Origin of the sequence: Rhodopila sp. (assembly GCF_965276935.1) — a bacterium.
GTDB lineage: Bacteria > Pseudomonadota > Alphaproteobacteria > Acetobacterales > Acetobacteraceae > Rhodopila.
The window spans coordinates 154,233-175,056 of sequence record NZ_CBDIBS010000002.1 but is presented as its reverse complement, the minus strand read 5'-3'; the positions used below and the strand labels follow the sequence as shown (position 1 = coordinate 175,056).

General features: G+C 63.9%; 20 protein-coding genes and 2 pseudogenes. 8 read left to right on the top strand and 14 right to left on the bottom strand.

The annotated features are described in order from the left end of the window. Nucleotides 1-60 precede the first annotated feature (60 nt). Nucleotides 61-393, top strand: a complete 333-nt coding sequence (locus ACQY4S_RS03825; protein ID WP_428483869.1) for a TIGR02300 family protein — start codon at nt 61-63, stop codon at nt 391-393. 114 nt (nt 394-507) lie between these two features. Here the strand turns inward: ACQY4S_RS03825 and ACQY4S_RS03820 are convergent, their stop codons facing one another. Further along, the gene (locus ACQY4S_RS03820; protein WP_428483868.1) at nt 508-1,047 is read right to left on the bottom strand and encodes a YdcF family protein; all 540 of its coding nucleotides are present in this window, start codon (nt 1,045-1,047) and stop codon (nt 508-510) included. Between the two features lie 126 nt (nt 1,048-1,173). On the opposite strand from ACQY4S_RS03820, the gene ACQY4S_RS03815 reads away from it, so the two are divergent. Beyond that, nucleotides 1,174-2,238, top strand: a complete 1,065-nt coding sequence (locus ACQY4S_RS03815; RefSeq protein WP_428483867.1) for a ketopantoate reductase family protein — start codon at nt 1,174-1,176, stop codon at nt 2,236-2,238. 373 nt (nt 2,239-2,611) lie between these two features. Here the strand turns inward: ACQY4S_RS03815 and ACQY4S_RS03810 are convergent. The 5 genes and pseudogenes from ACQY4S_RS03810 to ACQY4S_RS03790 all read right to left on the bottom strand — a co-directional run. Continuing rightward, nucleotides 2,612-3,100 (bottom strand): annotated as a pseudogene (locus ACQY4S_RS03810) (IS110 family transposase); the annotation flags it as partial. 36 nt (nt 3,101-3,136) lie between these two features. Then, entirely contained in the window at nt 3,137-4,711 is a 1,575-nt protein-coding gene (gene tnpC, locus ACQY4S_RS03805; RefSeq protein ID WP_428483866.1) for an IS66 family transposase, read from the bottom strand. A gap of 61 nt (nt 4,712-4,772) precedes the next feature. Then, complete coding sequence (gene tnpB, locus ACQY4S_RS03800) at nt 4,773-5,120, bottom strand: IS66 family insertion sequence element accessory protein TnpB (protein ID WP_428483620.1); 348 nt, start codon at nt 5,118-5,120, stop codon at nt 4,773-4,775. Then, on the bottom strand, nt 5,117-5,605 hold the full coding sequence (gene tnpA / locus ACQY4S_RS03795; protein WP_428483619.1) for an IS66-like element accessory protein TnpA: 489 nt from the start codon (nt 5,603-5,605) through the stop codon (nt 5,117-5,119). Before tnpA ends, tnpB begins: the two co-directional genes overlap by 4 nt. Nucleotides 5,606-5,665: 60 nt before the next feature. After that, a pseudogene (locus tag ACQY4S_RS03790) lies at nt 5,666-6,199 on the bottom strand (IS110 family transposase); the annotation flags it as partial. A gap of 680 nt (nt 6,200-6,879) precedes the next feature. Here ACQY4S_RS03790 and ACQY4S_RS03785 point away from each other — a divergent pair. Then, entirely contained in the window at nt 6,880-7,410 is a 531-nt protein-coding gene (locus ACQY4S_RS03785; RefSeq protein WP_428483865.1) for a hypothetical protein, read from the top strand. A gap of 80 nt (nt 7,411-7,490) precedes the next feature. On the opposite strand, the gene ACQY4S_RS03780 is transcribed toward ACQY4S_RS03785, so the two are convergent. The 5 genes from ACQY4S_RS03780 to cobA form a co-directional block, all read right to left on the bottom strand. Beyond that, on the bottom strand, nt 7,491-7,784 hold the full coding sequence (locus ACQY4S_RS03780) for a hypothetical protein (RefSeq protein ID WP_428483864.1): 294 nt from the start codon (nt 7,782-7,784) through the stop codon (nt 7,491-7,493). Nucleotides 7,785-8,515: 731 nt separating this feature from the next. Next, nucleotides 8,516-8,836, bottom strand: coding sequence for a hypothetical protein (locus tag ACQY4S_RS03775; protein ID WP_428483863.1), 321 nt, complete (start codon nt 8,834-8,836; stop codon nt 8,516-8,518). A 3-nt stretch (nt 8,837-8,839) separates the two neighbouring features. Next, a complete protein-coding gene (locus ACQY4S_RS03770; RefSeq protein WP_428483862.1) occupies nt 8,840-10,567 on the bottom strand; it encodes an NADPH-dependent assimilatory sulfite reductase hemoprotein subunit in 1,728 nt (575 codons plus the stop codon). A gap of 12 nt (nt 10,568-10,579) precedes the next feature. After that, the gene (locus ACQY4S_RS03765) at nt 10,580-12,337 is read right to left on the bottom strand and encodes a diflavin oxidoreductase (protein WP_428483861.1); all 1,758 of its coding nucleotides are present in this window, start codon (nt 12,335-12,337) and stop codon (nt 10,580-10,582) included. A gap of 10 nt (nt 12,338-12,347) precedes the next feature. Continuing rightward, nucleotides 12,348-13,175: a uroporphyrinogen-III C-methyltransferase gene (gene cobA, locus ACQY4S_RS03760; RefSeq protein WP_428483860.1), complete on the bottom strand. Its 828-nt coding sequence runs from the start codon at nt 13,173-13,175 to the stop codon at nt 12,348-12,350. Nucleotides 13,176-13,407: 232 nt separating this feature from the next. Between cobA and ACQY4S_RS03755 the strand changes: the two genes are divergently transcribed. From ACQY4S_RS03755 to ACQY4S_RS03745, 3 genes are read left to right on the top strand one after another with little or no spacing between them, the layout of a single operon-like run. Beyond that, entirely contained in the window at nt 13,408-15,699 is a 2,292-nt protein-coding gene (locus ACQY4S_RS03755; protein ID WP_428483859.1) for an NADP-dependent malic enzyme, read from the top strand. Nucleotides 15,700-15,702: 3 nt separating this feature from the next. Continuing rightward, nucleotides 15,703-16,167 carry a hypothetical protein gene (locus tag ACQY4S_RS03750; RefSeq protein WP_428483858.1) on the top strand — a complete coding sequence of 155 codons (465 nt, stop codon included), beginning with the start codon at nt 15,703-15,705 and terminating at the stop codon, nt 16,165-16,167. 43 nt (nt 16,168-16,210) lie between these two features. Beyond that, nucleotides 16,211-16,357: a hypothetical protein gene (locus ACQY4S_RS03745; RefSeq protein ID WP_428483857.1), complete on the top strand. Its 147-nt coding sequence runs from the start codon at nt 16,211-16,213 to the stop codon at nt 16,355-16,357. 123 nt (nt 16,358-16,480) lie between these two features. Here ACQY4S_RS03745 and ACQY4S_RS03740 read toward each other — a convergent pair whose 3' ends face one another. From ACQY4S_RS03740 to ACQY4S_RS03730, 3 genes are all read right to left on the bottom strand, one after another. After that, complete coding sequence (locus tag ACQY4S_RS03740; protein WP_428483856.1) at nt 16,481-16,816, bottom strand: hypothetical protein; 336 nt, start codon at nt 16,814-16,816, stop codon at nt 16,481-16,483. 92 nt (nt 16,817-16,908) lie between these two features. Then, nucleotides 16,909-17,838: a helix-turn-helix domain-containing protein gene (locus ACQY4S_RS03735; protein WP_428483855.1), complete on the bottom strand. Its 930-nt coding sequence runs from the start codon at nt 17,836-17,838 to the stop codon at nt 16,909-16,911. Between the two features lie 93 nt (nt 17,839-17,931). Further along, a complete protein-coding gene (locus ACQY4S_RS03730) occupies nt 17,932-19,107 on the bottom strand; it encodes an ABC transporter substrate-binding protein (RefSeq protein ID WP_428483854.1) in 1,176 nt (391 codons plus the stop codon). A 430-nt stretch (nt 19,108-19,537) separates the two neighbouring features. Here ACQY4S_RS03730 and ACQY4S_RS03725 point away from each other — a divergent pair, with 430 nt between their 5' ends. Together ACQY4S_RS03725 and ACQY4S_RS03720 are read left to right on the top strand one after the other, a co-directional pair. Further along, a complete protein-coding gene (locus ACQY4S_RS03725; RefSeq protein WP_428483853.1) occupies nt 19,538-19,996 on the top strand; it encodes a VOC family protein in 459 nt (152 codons plus the stop codon). Continuing rightward, the gene (locus tag ACQY4S_RS03720; RefSeq protein WP_428483852.1) at nt 19,987-20,748 is read left to right on the top strand and encodes an SDR family NAD(P)-dependent oxidoreductase; all 762 of its coding nucleotides are present in this window, start codon (nt 19,987-19,989) and stop codon (nt 20,746-20,748) included. Before ACQY4S_RS03725 ends, ACQY4S_RS03720 begins: the two co-directional genes overlap by 10 nt. Nucleotides 20,749-20,824 lie beyond the last annotated feature (76 nt).

The following is a 20,824-nucleotide window of genomic DNA, read 5'->3' as shown; positions in this document are numbered from 1 at the left end:
CTGCGGTGGCATGGGCGCCCGCTCCCTAGCCCAATACACGTCGCAAAGGGCCTTCATCCTATGGCCAAGCCTGAACTCGGCACCAAGCGCGTCTGCGTGTCGTGCAACACAAGGTTCTACGACCTGGCGAAATCGCCCGCTGTCTGCCCCAAATGCGGCACTGAACAGCCGGTCGAGCAGCCGCGTCCGCGCCGCACCGGTGGCAATGTCGTGGAAGACAAGCGTCCCAAGAAGCCCGTGCCAACGCCGGAGGACGTGGACGTGGAAGTGGAAGGCGTCGAGGATGTCGAGGAAGAAGACGTCCTGGAGGCCGCGGACGACCTGGAAGACGATGCCGACGCGATCAGTGGCGACATCGAGGTCGAGACCGACACGGATGAGCATGAGCGTTAGCGCGTGAACGCCTGAGGCTGACCAGCCAGAAGGCGTGAATCACGCGCTCCCTGCTCCGAGACGCGCCGCATCCCGCGCCGCGGCTCGCGAATGAGCAGGCCACTGGACCCTGGATCATACGCCTCCAGTGACGCGTAGCCATAGCATCAGCAACGCGTCATAGGGCAGCGCAGCCGTCTCCCGCAGTCGCCAGAACCAGCGCAGCCACAGGCTGGTCGAGGCTGGCACCGGCGGCGGCGGACAGGCGCGCGCGCGGATCCCGGCCAGGCGCAGCAGCAGCAGGCAGCGTGGCAGGTGATAGGCGCTGGTCGCGGCGTAGATGCCGAGGGCCGGCGGTAGCAGACGGCGCACCGCGCGGACCGATGACAGCGTATCGGTGCCGGTTTCCTCGGTCAGGATCGCTTGCTCCGGGAAACCAGCCTCGGTCAGCAGGCGCGCCATCACAATGGCCTCGGCGTCGCCGTGGCGGCCCTTGCCGCCGGTCGGGATGAACAGCGGGCGGGCGAATCGTCGGCCGAAACGGGCGGCGGCTTCGACGCGGTGGCGCAATGTCGGGCTGGGCGTTCCATCCTTGCGGACCGCCGCGCCGAAGATGATGATGATCGCGTCTAGGATCGCTGCCTCCTGGGCCGCCGGATTGACTTTCGTCTCCACCGTTTCTCATGCTGGCTTGCTGGTTGAGGTCCTGTTGCGGCGGATCGGGATGCCGAAGTGCGCCTGACTTTTGGCCGGCGTGGTTTCACTGTAGAGCGATTCGCGATCAAAAGGGGGAAGCAGACGATGTCCAGGCGTATTGCGGTGATCGGTGCCGGCGCTGTCGGCGGCTATGTGGGTGCCCACATGACGGCGGCCGGCCACGACGTCACCCTGATCGATCCCTGGCCTGAGCATGTCGAGCAGATGAAGGCGCACGGCATGGAAATCTTCGGCATGACGCCGCAAGAGCGTCTGACCGTGCCGGTCAACGCCATGCATGTCACCGAGGTGCAGAACCTGGCGAAGCAGAAGCCAATCGACATCGCGTTCGTTGCGGTCAAGTCGTATGATACCGTGTGGGCGACGACCTTGATCCGACAATATCTGTCGGCCTCGGGCTGCGTGGTTTCGATGCAGAATTGCATCAATGAGGAACGCGTCGCCGGAGTCGTTGGCTGGGGCCGCACGCTCGGTTGCATCGTGACCGGCGGCGTTGGCGTCGATCTGTATCAGCCCGGGCATATTCGTCGCGGCTACGCAAAGCGTGCCGACATCACATCATTCTACATCGGCGAGCCCAGCGGCAGGATCACTAGGCGGTCACAGCAGATCGCGGCGATCATGGCGAGCGTTGATGCCGCGAAAGCCACCGACAACCTCTGGGGCGAGCGTTGGACCAAGCTGTGCGTGAACGGCATGCGCAACGGCGTGTCGGCCGCGACCGGCATGGGCGGCAACGCGCGCGACAACCATGCCGCCGTGCGTCGCGTCTGCATCCAGCTCGGCGGCGAATCCGTCCGCGTCGGCCAGAAACTCGGCTACAAGCTCGGCAAGGTCGGTGCCTTGCCCTTCGAGATGCTGGCACGTGCGATGGAAGACGACGCCGGCTCCTACGCCGAGATCGAGCGGCTGATGACCGAGGGCGGCGCTGGCCAGGCGGAGCGCAGCGATTACCAGCGCCCGTCCATGGCACAGGACATGGAAAAGGGCCGGCGCACAGAGATCGAGTTCATGAACGGCTTCATCGCCAGCGAGGGCACCCGGGTCGGCGTGCCAGCGCCGACGCATGAGATGCTGACGCGGCAGGTGCTGCGGGTCGAGCGCGGGGAAATCGCGCCGCGGCCGGAGAATGTGCTGGTGAATACCTGACGCCGGACACCGTGGCCTGAGAGGCCCAACTGGATACCATTCAAGCGAGCCGTTCGTATCCGATTTCGTACCTGCCGTCTGCGTTCGCTGGCGCGCCGGTCGTGCCTGCGTGCGAATGCGACGGACTTATACCATGTGTGGACGGCCCCTTGGGTTCAAGACGGCTATGCACAGGATGAGCTGAGGGTCGCATGCGGTCATGTGTCCGGCCTGTTGGCGCGGTCGCATGACCGCTGGCCCAGATGGGATCCGCAAGCGAGTGCCAAACAACCGCGCGGCCTGGTTCGGCCACAGGTATAAACGGCATTTCTCGCTTGTCGGTGCGACCGTTGGTCATCTTGCTGTTGGCCTTGAACCCCGGCAGCCGCTGCGGCTAGGCGGTAGCCGGCTGATGCCGGTAGGCCTCGCCGCGCGACATCATCGCCCACACGATGCGGGCTGTCTTGTTGGCCAGCGCCACCGCAGCCAGCTTCTTTGGCTTGCGCGCGAGCAACGCCAGCAGCCAGGTGGAGGTGTTTGGCCTGCCTGGCCTGACATGCTGGATCACCGCGGTGGCGCCCACCACGAACAAGCTGCGCAACCGTTCATTGCCGGCTTTGCTGATGCGGCCCATGCGCTGCTTGCCGCCCGTCGAGTGCTCCTTCGGCGTGAGGCCAAGCCAGGCCGCGAAGTGGCGCGCGGAGGCGAAGTCCTGGCTATCAATGGCGAGTGCCAGGGTGATGGCGGTGACCGGGCCAATGCCGGGCACCTCAGCCAGCATGCGGCTGACCGGGTTGGCCTTGTGCTGGGCGAGCAACTCGGCATCGAGTTCGCCAATCTGGCGGTCAAGCTCTGCGATCTGCTCGCCGATGCGCACAAACATCGTAAGCGTCGTGCCAACTCCACTGGTGTTTTGATGCTATCCCGTGTTGACACCAACTGGATCAGGATTCTTCCAAATCCACGGCAGCAGGCTGCGTAGTTGGTTCTGCTTGGTGCGGCCTGACACGATGCGTTCGAGCACATCGGTCAACCACGCCATGGGATCGACGTCATTCAGCTTCGCCGTCTGGATCAACGTGGCGACGATGGCCCAATGCCGCCCACCGCTATCGGCTCCGGCGAACAACGCATTCTTGCGTCCGAGGGCAACCGGACGCATGGCGCGCTCGACCGTGTTGGTATCCAACTCGATGCGGCCGTCGTCGAGGAACAGAATTAACCCGCCCCAATGGTTGAGCGCATAACGGATCGCCTGTGCCAGGGCGGAGCGACCCGATATGCGGCCAAGTTGCTCGTTCAGCCAGATGTACATGGCCGCAACAAGCGGGCGGCTGTGCTGTTGCCGTGCCTGGCGGCGTTCGTCGGCGGACTGGCCGCGAATGTTGGCCTCGATCGCATAAAGAGCCGCAATCTGCCGCAGTGCCTCTTCGGCGAGCGGTGATTTGGTAGCGATATGGATGTCGTAAAACTTTCGGCGTGTATGAGCCCAACAGAAAGCCAGTTGGGTTGCGCCGTCCGCGGTCGCGGCGACTAGACGGCCGAACCCGGCATAGCCATCGACCTGGAGCAGACCGCGGAATCCCTTTAGATGCACCGCCGGATGATCCGCCTTGCGGTCTTCGCTGTAGACGTAAGCCGCGGCGGAATGGCCCGGCCCCTGCCAGGAGCGATTGTCGACGGCATAGCACCATAACCGTCCGGTCTTGGTGCGTCCCCGGCCGGGGTCGAGCACCGGCAAAGTGGTATCATCGGCAAACACTTTGGGCGACGACAGTACCGTGCTCAGCATCAGTTCGTGCAGCGGGGCCAGCCACCAGCAGGCCCGGCCCACCCAGTTGCATAACGTCGAACGATCCAGCGTCACACCCTGACGGGCGAAGATCTGCGACTGGCGATACAGCGGCAGATGATCGGCATATTTGTTGACCAGCACATGCGCCAGCAGCGCCTCGGTGGCCATGCCACCATCGATCGGCCGCTCCGGGGCGGGCGCCTGCACGACGGCTTGCTCGCAGGCCCGGCAGCCATAGCGCGGACGGCGGATCACCCGCACCCGCAATTGGGCAGGAACGTAATCCAGCATCTCCGCCCGATCCTCACCGATCGGATGCAGCGTGCCGCCGCAGCAGGGACACGCCTTGTCTTCGACATCGATAACGACCTCAACCCGCGGCAGATGTGCCGGCAACGCGCCGCGGTTGCGCTGCGGCGGCTTTATCGGACGCGCCACTGGTTCGGCATCCGACGCCGCCACCGCTGGCGGCGGTATCGCCGCTTCCAACCCGGCTGCCTGCTCGGCCAGGGATTGCTCCAGGTCTTCCAGTCCATGCTGCAATGTCTCGTCGTCCAACTGCTCGGACCGGCGGCCAAACCGATTGCGTTGCAGGCCGGCGATTAGCAGTTGCAGCCGCTCGATCTCGGCCAGCGCGGCGCGCAGGATCAGCTGCAACGTCGCCGGATCGCCGGGTAGAGCGGTGGGAGCGGTGAACACGCTCGGAGGCTGGAGTATCGGCGCAAAGCGGCGCCAATGAATCCTGCGTGAGCCGCCGCGCTCAGCCTGCCAGTTCCGGGCGGCGCACCCGCTGCGGCATCCGCCAGTCAATCCCTTCCAGCAGCATCGACACCTGTGCAGCCGTCAGCGACACCCGCCCAGTGGTCGTCACCGGCCACACGAAGTGGCCCTTCTCCAGCCGTTTGCTGAACAGGCACAGGCCCTGACCATCATACCAAAGCAGCTTGACCAGACTACCGCGCTTGCCGCGGAAGGCGAACAAGGCGCCGCTGAACGGGTCCTCCGCCAGCACCTGCTGGGCCAGCATCGCCAAGCCATCCATCCCTTTGCGCATATCGGTGTGCCCGCAGGCCAGCCACACCCGCGCACCCAATGGCAAGCTGATCATCCGCGCAGCGCCGACAGCACGCGTCGCAAGGCACGGGGATCGACTTGCGCGTCCACACGCAACGTCGTGCCGTTCGGCAGAACGATCTCGATCAGACCGGCCGGTTGGGCCGATGTAGGGGGTGGCGTCGGCGCCGGGATCATGCTGCCTTCGACGTGCGGCATTGTCCTGCCAGCCGCCACTTCAACCCGGGCAAAGCGTCCAAGCATCGGCGCCGCGACACTCGGCTGCGCCGCCAGCAAGGCCTGTCGCCAGCTATAAAGTTGACCGGTGCCGATGCCGTGCTGACGCGCCACCTCGGTCGGTGACGCACCAGGCGCCAGGCTCTGCGCCGCGATCGTCTGCTTCTGCTCAACCGTCCAGCGTCGGCGCCGCTCACCGCGGGTAATCAACTCGACCGGCGGCGTGCGAGCGCTCTTATGACTGCTCGTATGAGCGCTCTTTGGCGCCGCAGGCATCGCGGCTGGGTTCGCGTTCGTCTCCATGAGACAAACCCATCACATTTTCAGCCGTCAGCGCCAGGTGGGCCGAACGCGACGCTTACCAAACATCGTCCGTGCCGCCGCTGGGATCGCCGTCTCGGCACCCAGCCTGTCCAGCAACGGTTGGACATGCGCCGTGCCTTTGCCGGCAATGACGCCGAACTCGGTGGCATGCCCGCGCAGGGCGTTTATTAATTGAGTGCGTTGGCCGACCAGCATCTCACGGTGGCGCAGAATGACCAGCGCGGCTTGCCGCTCGGCGCTCTTGACCGGCACCGAGGCCATGCCAGGGCGCGACGCCGCGTCATTGATCGCTTCGGCATCGGCGCGATCGTTTTTGGCGCGCTTGACGAACGGCTTGACGTACTGAGCCGGTATCAGGCGCACCGTATGGCCCAGCCGGGCCAGCAAGCGCCCCCAATGATGCGCGCCGCCGCACGCCTCCATGATCACCTCGGTGCTGGGAAGCTTGCCAAAGAAGGTTTCCATTTCTGCGCGCCTGAGATTCCTGCGCACAACAGGATGTTCCTGCTCATCGACGCCGTGCAGCGTGAAAACATGCTTGGAGGTATCAATGGCAATGCGCTTAAGCTTCATCTGGACGGTCCTCTTGTTGGAGCTATGACAACCCAACTTTGGCACGCGATGCCGTGGGGCCGTCCACCCCAACAACTGGCGCAGGAAGTGACACATTGGCGACGCCACCTCGTCATGCCGACGCAGGTCGGCATCCACGCCTTTTCTTTGCACATACAAAGGCGTGGATGGCGGGCGACCGAGCACGCGAGGGAGGGCTTCGCCCGCCATGACGGTTGAGGTCGCCACGCTGACCGGTCAACATCCAAGGCCATCGGTATTAAGCATGCGACGCAGCAGTGCGTAACGGCTGGATCGGGTGTAGCGGGACCGCAACGTCGGCCGCGGAGGCAGTGATTGATCGTCACCGCAATGCATCATGGGACCTTCGGCGGCAATCTGTTGTTATGGATCTGTCGGCTGCAAGCTGTATCAGGCTTCAACCGAGGCAACATTACCGGCGAAGTTATGGTCGCTCCGCCGGAGGTCATTCAAGGGCGAGGTGGATCCGAATGCCGACAGTGAAATACAGATCACTCAACCCAAACCTGCGGCCGCGCCGGACCCGACTGGAGGTTCCAGGCTGGGCCGGCGAATCCGAGCCAAGAGCCAACGGTTCTCATGAATACCCCTGGCACTGCATTCCGTTCTCCGAGGCTGCCAGGGCGGGCCTGGAGCTATGCTATCCGTACGACAACGAATTGCGCGTCACGGTGAGAGATGGGCTGCTCCGCTTCGAGGGAGATTTCGGCGATGCGCCGGAGCCGGATGCGAGGCGACCGCCGTTCCGCAGCTTCGGCAAGGCCTACTATACCTATCAGATCCTCATTGATCTCAAGGTCGAGAAGGATTTCGCCATCAAGACCGAAACCCACCCCCGCTTCTATACCGATCGCACGGGGACCGTACCGATTGCAGTACCGGCCGTGCTCCAGCACTGGTGGCCAATGGTCTTCTTTGTTGTCTTCAAGGCGCCGGCTGAAGGTCAGACCCACATCTTCCGGCCTGGCGAACCATTTATCCAGGTGACGATCGTGCAGGCCGAGACAAGGTTCGACCTCATCGAGATGACGGAGGAAGAAGCGGCCGAGCGTGAGCTGCAATCCCAGCGGATCTATGCGAGCCGCAGCACCCTCTCGGCCGACACGCAATGGATCTCCGCGTCGGATACCGTGTTTGACGGCACCTACCGCCGCATCTTCGGGGCCGCCAGAAGTGCCAGGGAGAAGTAGCCTTCCAGCAGCCCGCGGCAGTCACAGGACAGACGCCCCTACGCGATTTCCTGACCGATCACCCAGGAGCGGACGGCTAATCAATCATAGTCATGATGGTGGTGGTGATGGTGGTGATGGTGGTGGTGATGATGGTGATGGTATTGCACCTGCTGAACCGTTGCTCGTTCATGACTACTCGGCGCCTGAGAGGCGGCTTCGGCCCGTGCTTTAAGCAACGCGAGTGCGTTCGGGATCGGCTTCAACAGGTCGGAATATGAACTTGCCTGCATTTCAGCGTCGAGCCTGACGGGGCGAACAGTCGCCGCTTGCGTGGAACCGGCCACCGCGAGCGCACTCACGGCCCCGATGAAGCCGGATATCCCTTTGTCCATGTCCTGTCTCCAATTCGATCTACGTTCGTGCCTGAAGGCCGTCAGGCACTGTTCAGATATCGTGCGAAAAACGCTACGGCAACGTATCTTTCACCGACACAACGCAATCCTGGTTTGATCGGCCCAGTCTCAAGACCTATTGTGCGTGATTTTGAGTAGACCCCGGCGCAGGTTGTGACTGACTTGCGGTGTTGTTCCGTTCAGCCTTATTAGCCTCATGATGTCCAACGGCGCATCCGCCCGCTGCGCCTAACACGCCGTGACCCGCCAGATGTCCGGCAGCGCCGCCGACGACCGCGCCCTTCAGGCAACCTTTGGCCTCGGCGGGCGACGCCGTTGCGATCAGCAGGCCACATGCAGCAGTCGCGAGTATGACTTTGAGAGTATGTTTCACGTCCGATCCCTCCAGCCAGATGAGGCTTCATCCGGCGACGGCCTGGATGTGGGGAGGCGTCCTGTCTGACCGATGGCAACATTGTGTCAGAACAACGACATCGCGCGCTCGTGCGCTTCACGAGACAGCCGTGGCACACGGTCCAAGCGTTTGCTCATCGATAAATGTGTCGTTGATCCCGATGCATCACGTTGACAACGTCATGGCGGGTGGCCTCTCCTCGCATGAGCCACCCCGTTGATTTGCCACCCGGTCGATTTGCCACGTTGTCACCAGCCATCACGACGTTCCGCTTCTGGCGTCGCTACTGATGCAACCTTGGACGCGTCGGTTCCTTTCAGCTTGCCGCCGCCGCCAGCGCAGCGCCAGCCCAGGCCGTCAGCGTCCACAGCGCCAGCAGCAGGATCACGGCCCGTGCTGTCAAAACCGGCGCCGGCGCATCCGGCGCCAGCGCGCGTCCGCCATTCAGCGTCAGGGCTGTCATCGGCAGGTAAATCACGAAGCTGGCCAATGTCGCGAGCAGCAAGCCGGTCACGCAGGCCTGTGCACCAAACGCGAAATAGGTCGCGATCCCGGCCGTTGCATGCGGCAGTCCGGGAAGCCAGGGCCGGTCGGCGGAAGAACCTGGGCCGCCGGTCAGGACACGCACAGCACGCATCGTTCAGTTCCTTGCTTCAGGTAAGCGGGCCTCGGATGACAGGTTTTCATGAAAATCCAGACCGGCCGCGGTTTCGCGCACGATGCCGGCACGGATCACGTAGTCGCCGAAGCGTTCACCATGCCGCCGCTCCCGCGCGAACGACCCGAACAGTGACGACAGCGCGGCGACGATCGCATCGCCATCCACATCGCGGCGGTGCAGCTTGTTCAGCCGGACGCCTTCATGCGCGCCGCCAAGATACAGATTATAGATACCGGGCGTCCGACCCACCAAGCCAATCTCGGAGATGTAAGGCCGAGCGCAACCGTTCGGGCAGCCGGTCATGCGGATGGTGATATCATCGTCGCGTAGACCGGAACGTTCAAGCTCATCTTCCAATCGGGTTATCAAATCGGGTAAATAACGTTCGCTCTCCGCTAGCGCCAGGCCGCAGGTCGGCAGCGCGACGCAGGCCATGGCGTTGCGCCGCAGTCCGCTGACCGGGATGTCCAGTCTGTGTGCCGCCAGCAGCGCCTCAACATCGCCGCGCCGTGTCGCCGGAATGTCGGCGACAATCAAATTCTGGTTTGGCGTCATGATGAACCGCCCAACGTCGAGCTCGGCGATGGCGTGCAAACCAGTCAGCAACGCCCGCCCCGGCAGGTCGCGAATACGCCCGTTCTCGACGAACAATGTGAAATGCGCGGTGCCGTCAGCGTCCAGCGCCCAGGTCAGCCGGTCACCGGTGGATTCGAACGCGAACGGTTGCGCCGGTTCCAGCGGAACCGCCAGCCGTTCATGCAGGATCGCAACGAACTGATCGAGCCCCATTGCATCGATGGTGTACTTCAGCCGCGCGTGCTTGCGGTTGGCGCGATCGCCATGGTCGCGCTGCACGGTGACGACCGCTTCGGCCACCGCCAGCGCGTCCTGGGCTTGGCAGAAGCCGATCACATCGCCGGTGCGCGGATAGGTCTCGATCTCGCCATGCGTCATGCCCATGCCACCGCCGACCACCACGTTGTAGCCGATGATCCGATCCTGCCGCACGATCGCGATGAACCCAAGGTCATGCGCGAACACGTCCACATCGTTGTGCGGCGGCAGCGCGATGGCGATCTTGAATTTGCGCGGCAGGTAGGTCCGCCCAAGGATCGGCTCGTCTTCCACCACGCCGCCGGCGAGCTTTTCCTCGCCTAGCCAGATCTCATGCCAGGCGCGGGTACGCGGCAGCAGATGCAGGGAGATCGCGCGCGCCAGTTCGCTGACCGTCGCATGATGCGCCCGTCGCCACGGATCGGCGGTCGCGATCACGTTGCGGTTGACGTCGCCGCAGGCTGCGATGGTGTCCAGCATGGCGTCGTGCAGCCCCTGCATCAGCGGACGGATGTTGCCCTTCAGAATGCCGTGGAACTGCACCGTCTCCCGCGTCGTCAGCCGAATCGTGCCGTTCGCGCGCTCCCGCGCGATCCTGTCGACCGCCAGCCATTGCGCGGGCGTCAGGATACCGGCGGGCACCCGCATCCGCGCCATGAAGCTGAACGCCTTCTCCATGCGCTGCTTGCCGCGTTCGGCGCGCAGGTCGCGATCATCCTGCTGGTAGAACCCATGGAACTTCGTCAGTTGCGTGTCGTCATCCGCCAGCGCGCCGGTCGCCACATGCGTCAACCCCTCGGCGATCGTGCCGCGCAGCAGGTCGCTGTTTTGCTTGATGCGCTCGTTCGGTGAAAGCGGCCGTTCGATGTCCATGTCGGAGAATCCTCAATACACGTCGCGCAGATAACGGCCGTCGCGGCGAATTGCGTCCAGTTCGGCCTTCGCCGCGGCTGGGTCCTGCCGGCCCTGGTCGGCCAGGATGCGCAGCAGCATCGTATGCACGTCCTTGGCCATCGCATTGGCGTCGCCGCAGACATAAAGCGCCGCCCCGTCCTTCAGCCACGCGTGCAAATCGTGGCGCGCATCCCACAGCGTGTCCTGCACATACCGCTTCTCCGGCTGATCGCGGGAGAACGCGACATCCAGCCGAGTCAGCAGGCCGCTCTTGAGCCAATCCTGCCATTCAAGCTGGTACAGGAAGTCGTGCAGGTAATTGCGATGGCCGAACACAAGCCAGTTGCGGCCGCCGGCGCCAACGGCCTCGCGTTCCTGCAGAAAGCCGCGGAATGGTGCCACGCCGGTGCCGGGTCCGATCATGATGACCGGGCGATCCGTATCGATCGGCAGTCGGAAATGCGGATTGGGACGCAGGAACACCTTCAGGCTGTCACCGTCCTGGTGGCGTTCGGCGATGTCGACCGAAGCCACGCCCCCGCGCTGCCGTCCATGCGCGGCATAATGCAGCGCCGCGACCAGCACATGCGCTTCCTCGCCCACCGCCTTGCGGCTGGAGGCAATCGAGTAGTAGCGCGGCGGCAGCGGCCGTAGCAGCGTGGTCAACTGCTCGGTCGATATCCTTCCGGGAGCCAGCTCCAGCAGGTCGATGATCTGCCGCCCGGCAACCCAGTCCGCCGGCGGCGTCGGTATCTCGGTCAGCCTGACAAAATTCTCGGCCTGCCTGGTCGTCAGCGTCGTGATGTCCAGCCGGTTGATCAACGCCCCGCGCAGAATGGCATCGCCGGACAGCCCGGCCGCGGCCAGCACCGCGTCGGCCAGCGCAGGGTCATTGGACGGCAGCACGCCAAGCGAATCTCCCGGCTCGTAGGCAATGGCGGAGCCTTCCAGCGACAGTGCGACATGATAGGTCCGGGAGGTCGATCGGCTGCCTGACAACCGCACATGCTCGGTGATTTCGGCCTCGAACGGGCGTGCCCGCGTCGGCGGATCAACCGCCGCCGGGTCAAGTCCAGGGCGTGCGAAGTCGACATGGATGACGGAGGCGCCGGCATCCTTCAAGCCAACCTCGGCGGTCAGCCGCTCCAGCGTCTGCTCGATCCAGCCAGTGGCTGGCGTTTCGTAATCCAGGTCGCATTCGATCCGGTCGGCGATACGGGCGCCCCCCAGCGCGGTCAAGCGTTCATCGATGCGCCTGCCGATCTCGCAGAACTGGGCATAGGCGCGGTCGCCCAAGGCCAGGACGGCGTACCGGGTCTTGTCGAACCTCGGCGCGCCATCCGCCATCAGGGCTTCGTAAAAATCCACTGCGCGTTGCGGCGGGTCGCCCTCGCCCCAGGTGCTGGCGATAATCAGCAGGTTCTCGACCGCCGCCTGGGTGGGACTGAGGTCGGCCATGTCGACCACCTTGGGCGCGAAGCCGAGCCTGGCGGCGATCTTGCGGACCTGTGCGGCCAAAGCCTCGGCATTACCCGATTCGGTGCCGTACAGAATGGTCAGCGGCGCGCGGCGGGCAGGCGGCGCGGCCGGGACCGCCGCCTGCGGATCGTTGGCCGCCTTCAGTCCGGCCAGGAAGCCCGATAGCCAGCTACGCTGCTCCGCCGTCGTCACCGAGATCACTTGATTGAGCGCGGCGATCTGCTCTTCGGCGAACGGGGCGGTGCTTGGCAGCAAGGGAGAGATCTGCATGGCGTGTCCTTTAGCTTTTTGCCCGAACCGGCGCGGAAGGGTCCGCCGCCATCGTCATCGGCGTTGTCTGTTGCCACTCCGTCAGCAGCGGGCGCAGCGCGATGACGGGTCCGACAACAATCAATGTCGCGGCGCCCGCCGGAATGCCGGCAACAGCGTCACCGGCGGTTTGCAGCGTCGCGATCCGTACGTCCTGGTCTGGCCGGGTCGCATTGCTGATCAACGCCACCACATCGGACGGCGCGCGTCCGGCTTCAATCAGGCGCGCCGCGATCTGGCCGATCCGGCGCTGTGCCATGTAGAAGACCAGCACCTCTGACCCGCGCGACAGCGCCAGCCAATCGACATCGGCCAGATTGCCGCTGGAATCATGCCCGGTGGCGAAGGCGACGCTGCGGGCAAGCTGGCGATGCGTCAGCGGGATGCCGGCCGCGGCGGTGCCGCCGATGCCGGCGCTGATGCCGGGGACGATCCGGAACGCGATGCCGGCTGCGGCGAGCGCCACCGCTTCCTCTCCACCACGGCCGAAGATCATCGGATCGCCGCCCTTCAGCCGCACCACGCGCAGCCCCTGGCGGGCCAACTGGATTAGCCGGTCGTTGATGTGAAGCTGCTGGGTACGCACACCGCCGGCGCGCTTGCCAGCCCGTTCATGGCGCGCTTGCGGGGCGAGCATCAGGATCGCATCCGGCACCAGCGCGTCGTGCACCACCACATCCGCGGCCGCCAGCGCGTGCGCCGCGTGCAGCGTCAGCAAGCCAGGATCGCCAGGTCCGGCGCCGACCAGCCACACCGAGCCTGGATCGAACCGCGGGGCTGTCAAGCCGGGAAAAACCATCGAAACGGAGCGCCTTGGAACGGATGGTCGTGGAGTCGGAAGCCTCAAAGAGGGTATTTTTCTAAAAATCGCAAGATTAGAAATGGCAATTAGGCCAAACCTCACGAAAGACCATAAAACAAGAAAGAAAATTCTTTCTGTCCACCTCATCAAGAAAATCCAATCCTTGGTTGCCACCGCCGCGTCCGCCCCGCATGTTGCACGTCTCTAACCGGATCTTGGCGAGACACGAATGGACGAGGATTTCCGTAAGGCCGCACTTGATTACCACCGGCTTCCCCAGCCAGGGAAACTGGCCATCGAGCCGACCAAGCGCATGGCGACGCAGCGCGACCTGGCACTGGCCTACTCCCCCGGTGTCGCCGCCGCCTGCGAGGCGATCAAGGCCGATCCGAACGCCGCCTATGACTACACCGTCCGCGGCAACCTGGTCGCCGTCATCTCCAACGGCACCGCCGTGCTCGGGCTTGGCAACATCGGCGCGCTGGCCGGCAAGCCGGTGATGGAAGGCAAGGCCGTCCTGTTCAAGAAGTTCGCCGGCATCGACGTCTTCGACATCGAGGTCGATGCCGAGGACCCGGCCCGCTTCTGCGACGTGGTGGCGGCGCTGGAACCGACCTTCGGCGCGATCAACCTGGAAGACATCAAGGCGCCGGAATGCTTCGCCATCGAGGCGGAGCTGCGCGCGCGCATGCGCATCCCGGTATTCCACGACGACCAGCACGGCACCGCCATCACCGTCGCCGCCGCCGTGCGCAACGGCCTGCTGCTGCAAGGCAAGGAGCTGTCCGACGTCCGGCTGGTGACCTCCGGCGCCGGCGCCGCGGCGCTGGCCTGCGTCGATCTGCTGGTATCCATGGGTCTGCGCCCGGAGAACGTGACCCTGACCGACATCAAGGGCGTCGTCCGCCGCGACCGGACCGACATGCTGCCCAACATGGCCCGTTACGCCCGCGATACCAATGCCGTCACCCTGCACGACGCGCTGCCCGGCTGCGACATCTTCATGGGCCTGTCGGCGCCGCGGGTGCTGAAGCCGGAGTGGCTGCCGCTGCTGGCCGACAAGCCGCTGATCCTCGCGCTGGCCAATCCAGAGCCGGAGATCGACCCCGACCTGGTCAGCGCCGCTCGTCCCGACGCGATCATCGCCACCGGCCGCAGCGACTACGCCAACCAGGTCAACAACGTCCTGTGCTTTCCGTTCATCTTCCGCGGCGCGCTGGACGTCTGGGCGACCACGATCAACGAGGCCATGAAGATCGCCGCCGTGGAGGCCATCGCCAGGCTGGCCCGCGCCGAGGCCAGCGAAGTCGTCGCCGCCGCCTACGGCGGCAACGCGCCAGTGTTTGGTCCGGACTACATCATCCCCAAGCCATTCGACCCGCGCCTGATCCTGGAGGTCGCCCCCGCCGTGGCGCGTGCCGCGATGTCGAGCGGCGTCGCCCGCCGCCCGATCGAGGACTTCCAGATCTACAAGAGCGAACTGGAACGCTTCGTCTTCCGCTCCGGCACCGTGATGCGTCCGGTGTTCGAGGCCGCCTCCCGCGATCCCAGGCGCATCGTCTTTGCCGAAGGCGAGGATGAGCGGGTGCTGCGCGCCGCCCAGACCTTGGTGGACGACGACATTGCTCGCCCCATTCTGCTCGGCCGGCGCGACGTGATCGCCGCCAAGGTCAAGGACATGGGCTTGCGCCTCGATCTTGGCCACGCGGTGCGCGTGCTGGACCCGGCGGCGGACCGGGACATCTTCGACCCGTTGATCCCACGCTACCAGCTTGTCGCCGGCCGTCGCGGCACCCCGCCCGAATCCGCCGCCCGGCGGGTCTCCACTCGGCCTTCCGTCGCCGCGGCGATGCTGCTGCACGCCGGCCAGGCGGACGCGGCGATCTGTGGCGGCACCGGTGCCTGGTGGCGGCAGATCCAGTATATCCTGCCGATCATCCCGCGCCGGTCGGACGTCAACCGCGTCTATGCCCTGTCCTGCCTGATCCTGCAGACCGGCGTGCTGTTCCTGTGTGACACCTTCATGGTGGTCGATCCAACTGCGGAGCAGATTACCGAGATGACGCTGCTGGCGGCCGAAGCGATGCACGCGTTCGGCCTGCATCCGAAGGCCGCCCTGCTGTCGCATTCCAACTTCGGCGCCAGCGACAGCGAATCCGCCCGCAAGATGCGCCGGTCCCTGGCGATGATCCGGGCCCGTGCGCCAGGTCTGGAAATCGATGGGGAGATGCACGCCGACGCCGCCCTGGTCCAGGTGATCCGCGATCGGGCGGTGCCCGACAGCCGCCTGAGCGGCAGCGCCAACCTGCTGATCATGCCCAATCTGGACGCCGCGCATATCGCCTTCAATGTGCTCAAGGCCGCCGCCGATGGGCTGCCGGTCGGGCCGATCCTGCTGGGCATGTCCAAGCCGATCCATGTCGTGGTGCCCAGCGTCACGGCGCGCGGCATCGTCAACCTGAGCGCCCTGGCGGTGGTTGAAGCGCAGGCGCAGAGCCCCAGGCTCTCCGGCCCGGCCTGATCCATGCTCTGGCTGCTGATCGGCGCGGTGGTGCTGTTCGCTTTCCTGGGCGGGCTGCGCGCGTTCGAGCAGGCTTCGGTCACCTCTATCAAGGCGTTGACCGCGTGGATCGCCGCCTTGGGCGGCCTTAGTCTCGCCCTGCTGCTGATCCTCTCCGGGCGCGGCGGCATGGCACTCGGTGCATTGGCCATGTTTGGGCCATTGCTATGGCAGAAATTCCAGCAGGCCCGCGGCGGTCGCGTTGGCGGGGGCCCCGCCGGCCCTGGCCCGCAGTCCGCCAGCCGGCCGCGCGGCGGTCCCATGACGCGGGAGGAGGCGTATGAGGTTCTAGGACTCCGACCCGGCGCTTCGGCGGCGTCTATCCGCGAGGCGCATATCCGCTTGATGCGAGCGGCGCACCCGGACGTCGGCGGCTCCGACTGGATCGCCGCGCGGATCAATCAGGCGCGCGACATCCTGCTAGGCTAGTTGAAGGCATCATGGCAACTGGCGGGTTAGGAAAGATGCGATAATGCAGGATCTGTTAGTTGTCGTGCCGCTCGTTCTTGTGGGCTTGACTATGATTGTCATGGCCCTGGTTCTTGGCCGCCGGACCATGCTCTCTGGCCGGAAGGTGGATGCGATGATCGCAGACAGGCATAAAGTCTTTTGGGTTTGAATAGAGGCGATCAGGTCACAGGTCGGACTGATCTCAATGACAAATCCTCAGAGGTGCGCCGCAATGCTCCGAAACATTACGAGGCGCACACCTAATCACTGGGTTGCCCATAGGTCACACAGGTTACGCAGCAGGCGGCAGCACCCTTGCCTCCGTGACCAGATGATAGAACCGCCCGTCGAACAGCTTCATCACCTCAACGGTGGCCGCGTGCGATTCAGGCCGGATGGATGAGGCGAGGCAGGCATCGATCGCCGCCATGTCAGGAAAGTCCATCTCCAGGATCATTGCGATCGGCCGAGCGTCCTGATCGGCCGACTTCATGCGCTGGACCCGGACTGCGGTCACGTTCGGAAACCGCTGCCAGAGAGGCTCGAGTTCATCCCGCACGCGGCTGAAGAATTCTTCCTCCCGGCCAGCCTGCACCGTTCCCTCGTAGATCGCGGTCCTGGTCAACATCGTCGCGTTCCTTGGCCATGATGGACCTGCAACGCACAGCGGGCCGCAATGGTTCACAGGCAGGTCCGCGCTCCAATCAGGAGTCACCGGTTCTAGCCGCGCGGCTGACTTCGAAACGCTGTCGGCGACATGCCAAAGCGCCTTGTGAATGCGGTCCCGAAATGGGCTGGTCGAACGAAGCCGCAACGCGCCGCGATCTCCGCCACGCTCAGGTCAGTGGTCATCAGCATGCGTCGCGCCGCCGTCATCCTGATCTGAACGAGGAAGGCGTGCGGGGTGGCTCCCGTCCTTTCGCGGAACAATCGCGTGAAGTGGAATTTGCTGACTCCCGCTTCGCCCGCGAGATCGTCCAGCGCCAGCGGTTCGGCGAAATTCGCGCTTATATATTCAACAACTCTTGCCAGCCGCTTGTCAGCGATCACGCCTGGATCCCGTCGATCCTCCTGCATGTCGAGCCAGGAACCATGGGCGGAAAGCAGATGGATCGAGAGCCACTGCATGGCTGTTTGCGCATACAGATCAGGCGCGCCAGCTTCCATGCCCCGCAACAATGCGAAGACCGTCTGCGCAATTAATGGATCGTTGAACGCGAGCGCCGTTAATGAATTCCCGCGCCAGCGATGACCAACGTGCCGATAGTGATCGGCGGCTTCGTCGAAGAAGCCTTGGGGGATGTATAGATTCGCTTTTTCAAACGGCACGGCCTTCCGCATGCGCCGGCGCAGGCGGTCGATTTCGCCGGTCGGCGTCATGCCGATGGTTCCAGCTCGATAGATCGCATGCCGCCAGGTCCCGGCGTTGAACGATTCGATCTCCTGCTCGCCCCGCGTCATCACGACGATTGTCTGGTCGGGTGTAGGGCGAGTCTCGAAGGGTTCGTCACCAGGATCGACCCGATGGTGGTCAACGAGTACTGAAGTCCAACTATTCTCGCGGCTGGTCGCCATGACGGTGGACGGCAGGGAATGCCTGCACAGCAGGCTTGCTTTTGAGAAATGGAGTGTTTCTTCCGCTGTCGTCACTTGGCTTAACCTCGAAGTGCGGTGCCCTGATCAGGCCGCCAAAGTCAAGCCCGGTGCCACGGCCCAAGACTCCCGCAACCTTGGCAGGACAGGTTACGACGAGCCGGACCCCTCAATGAGGTCGCCAAACCGGTCCCACGTCTTGCCTGTCCACTTCTCCAACTGCATTGCCCGGATCGGATGGTAGTTGGTGGGACTGGTTTCCACCTTGATTCCCGGCAGCAGAACCGGATCGTAGGGATCGTGCAGGTTGGTCACCTGCTTCATGACGTTGGCGCGAGAGAAGTCGCCATTGCACTGCTTGAGTATATCCAGCATCACCATGCTCACGCCGTAGGCATAGCTGAGGTTGCCATCGGTCAGGTCACCGTCCGGCATATATTTCGCCATGAACGCTCGCCACTCATTCATTCCCGGATCGTTCTTGAACGCCGGATCGGTCGGGTCCTTCATGTAGGCGGTGGTAATGATGCCGATGCCGTTCTCTGGTCCGGCCGGAGTCATGACCGAGCCGACCGAGATCGACACGTTCGACATGAAGAACGTCGGGTGCCAGCCAAGGTCATGCACCTTCTTGATCGCCTGAGCGGCGAATTTCGGTGTCGCCGCCACCAGCAGGTAGTCCGCGCCTGATCCTTGCAATGAGGTCAATTGGCTGTCGACCGTTGCGTCTGACGTCTCGTAGCTGGCTTGCTTGATCACGATGCTGTTGTACTTGTCGCCGAGAACATCCTTTACCCCGGACAGGTAATCCTTGCCGAAATCATCGTTCTGATAAAGGATAGCCAGCTTCGCCTGCGGATCATGCGCCAACATGTATTTCGTGTAGATTTGCGCTTCGGTACGGTAGCTGGGCTGGTAGCCGATGGTCCACGGATACTGCTTGTAGTTGCCCCACTTGTTCGCCCCCGTGGCGACCAGCAATACCGGCACCTTTTTCATGTTGGTGTACCGCTCGATCGCCGTATTGCTGGGCGTGCCGAGGGTATTGAACAGAAACGCGACCTGATCTTCTTCGATCAGGCGGCGAACCTGCTCGACCGTCCTGGGCGGACTATAGCCATCGTCGTAGGAGATGAAGTTGATCTTGTGGCCGGCGACGCCGCCCTGATCGTTGACCATCTTGAAAAACGCCGCCTCGGCCTTGCCCTCCACGCCATAGGCCGAAGCCGGACCGCTATAGGGCATTGTGTTGCCGATTTTGATCTCGGTCGCCGTCACTCCCGGTTCGGCGGCCAGGGCACCTTGAACGACCGGCGATACGGTCAATCCGAAACTCAGTAAACCAGCCCCGAGGAGCGAACGCTTTAACCGGCCAATCCGCGCATCAGCCAAAACTCGCACCATCGTTTAGTCCTCCATTGGCAGGTCAGGTCGCCCCTTGATGACTGAAATTCCACGCTGATGCTTTGCCAAAGTCAAGGTAACTATGCGCGTGGGCGCCAGCGGCACGAGTGGACCGGAGCGACAGCACGTCAAACGGGATAATCGATGTCTTGCTGAATTGACTCGATGAATTGCGGAAGCCGGAACCGGGTCGCCAGTAGCGGGTAAATGCTTGTGATCGCTTTGACCAACGGCAGGTACACACCACGGCAGCCGAGTCGGTTCCGGCCCGCGTCGCGGACCTGCATCATATTGAGTGCGCCGAATGAGCAAGGGACGAGTTCATGGCTGAAACCTCGGGGATCGATATCCGATGAGCAGCGCGACCGACATAACCTCTGACAACGTCGCGATGTCGGTCACCGACATCGATAGCTCGGCGGATTGGTATGGGCGCGGCTTCGGGTTTACGCCAGAACACCGCGCAGTTATCGAGCCGTTACAGGCTGACCTCCTGATCCTGCGGCGACCCGGACTGCAGGTGGAACTGTTCTCACGGCGCGGCACACCGCGGGCTCCGGATATGATTCCGGGGTCGCATTTAGATGCCAGCGGCCTGAAGGCGATCGTCATTCGTTTCGATGACATCGGGGCGGTCACATCGTATTCGGAGGGCGAGCAGGCCATTCTTGCGTGGAAATTGCAGCCGCTGTCCCTGGACGGCCTGCGATCAACGATGATGCGCGATCCTGACGGCAGGTTGATCAACGTGCTCTGCTATTCGGCGGCGGCCGGCTGCAACCCGATCCACGGAGGTGTCCGGTGCTGCTGAAGGACAAGGTGATCGTCGTCACCGGCGCGGACTCCGGGATCGGGCGCGCCACATCACGCATCCTCGCCCACGTTGGCGCTCGGCTTATAGTCACCGGCCGCGATGCCCCAAGGATTGAGCAGGCGGCCACGGAAATCCGCGGCGCGGGTGGCGTCGCAACCGCGCTCCAGGCAGACGTGACCAAGGAGGCCGACGTCATCGCGATGGTCGACCGGGCACTCTCCGAGCACGGGCGGTTGGACGGCGCCTTCAACAACGCCGGCGTCAACATGCGCAACAAACCTACTGCGGACCTCGAAGCCGCCGAATGGGACGCCGTGCTCGATGTCAACCTCAAGGGCGTCTTCCTCTGCATGAAGTACGAAATCAAGGCCATGCAGACGTCGGGCGGCGGGGCGATCGTCAATAACGCGTCGAACATTGGCGCCGTCGGCATGCCGTTCGCCACCGAATACGCGGCGTCCAAGCATGGCGTGATCGGTGCGACCCGAGCGGCGTCGTGCGAGGCGGCCAAGACCGGTGTGCGCGTGAATGCCGTGCTGCCTGGCATGGTCATGACGCCCATGATCGATGACCTCGTGAAAAACCCCGACTTCAAGGATTTTTATGATGCCGCATTGGCCAGGCACTCCATCGGCCGGTTCGGTCAGCCCGAGGAGATCGGTCACGCGGTGAAGTGGCTGCTATCGGACGAAGCCAGCTTCGTGAACGGCGCGGCCTTCGCGGTGGACGGAGGTTACACGGCGAGATGATGCACGGGCGCCGGCGCGGCCGCCGTCCTTGGGCCGCATGATCGTGGAGCCCCACTCTGAGGTTCATATACAGAAT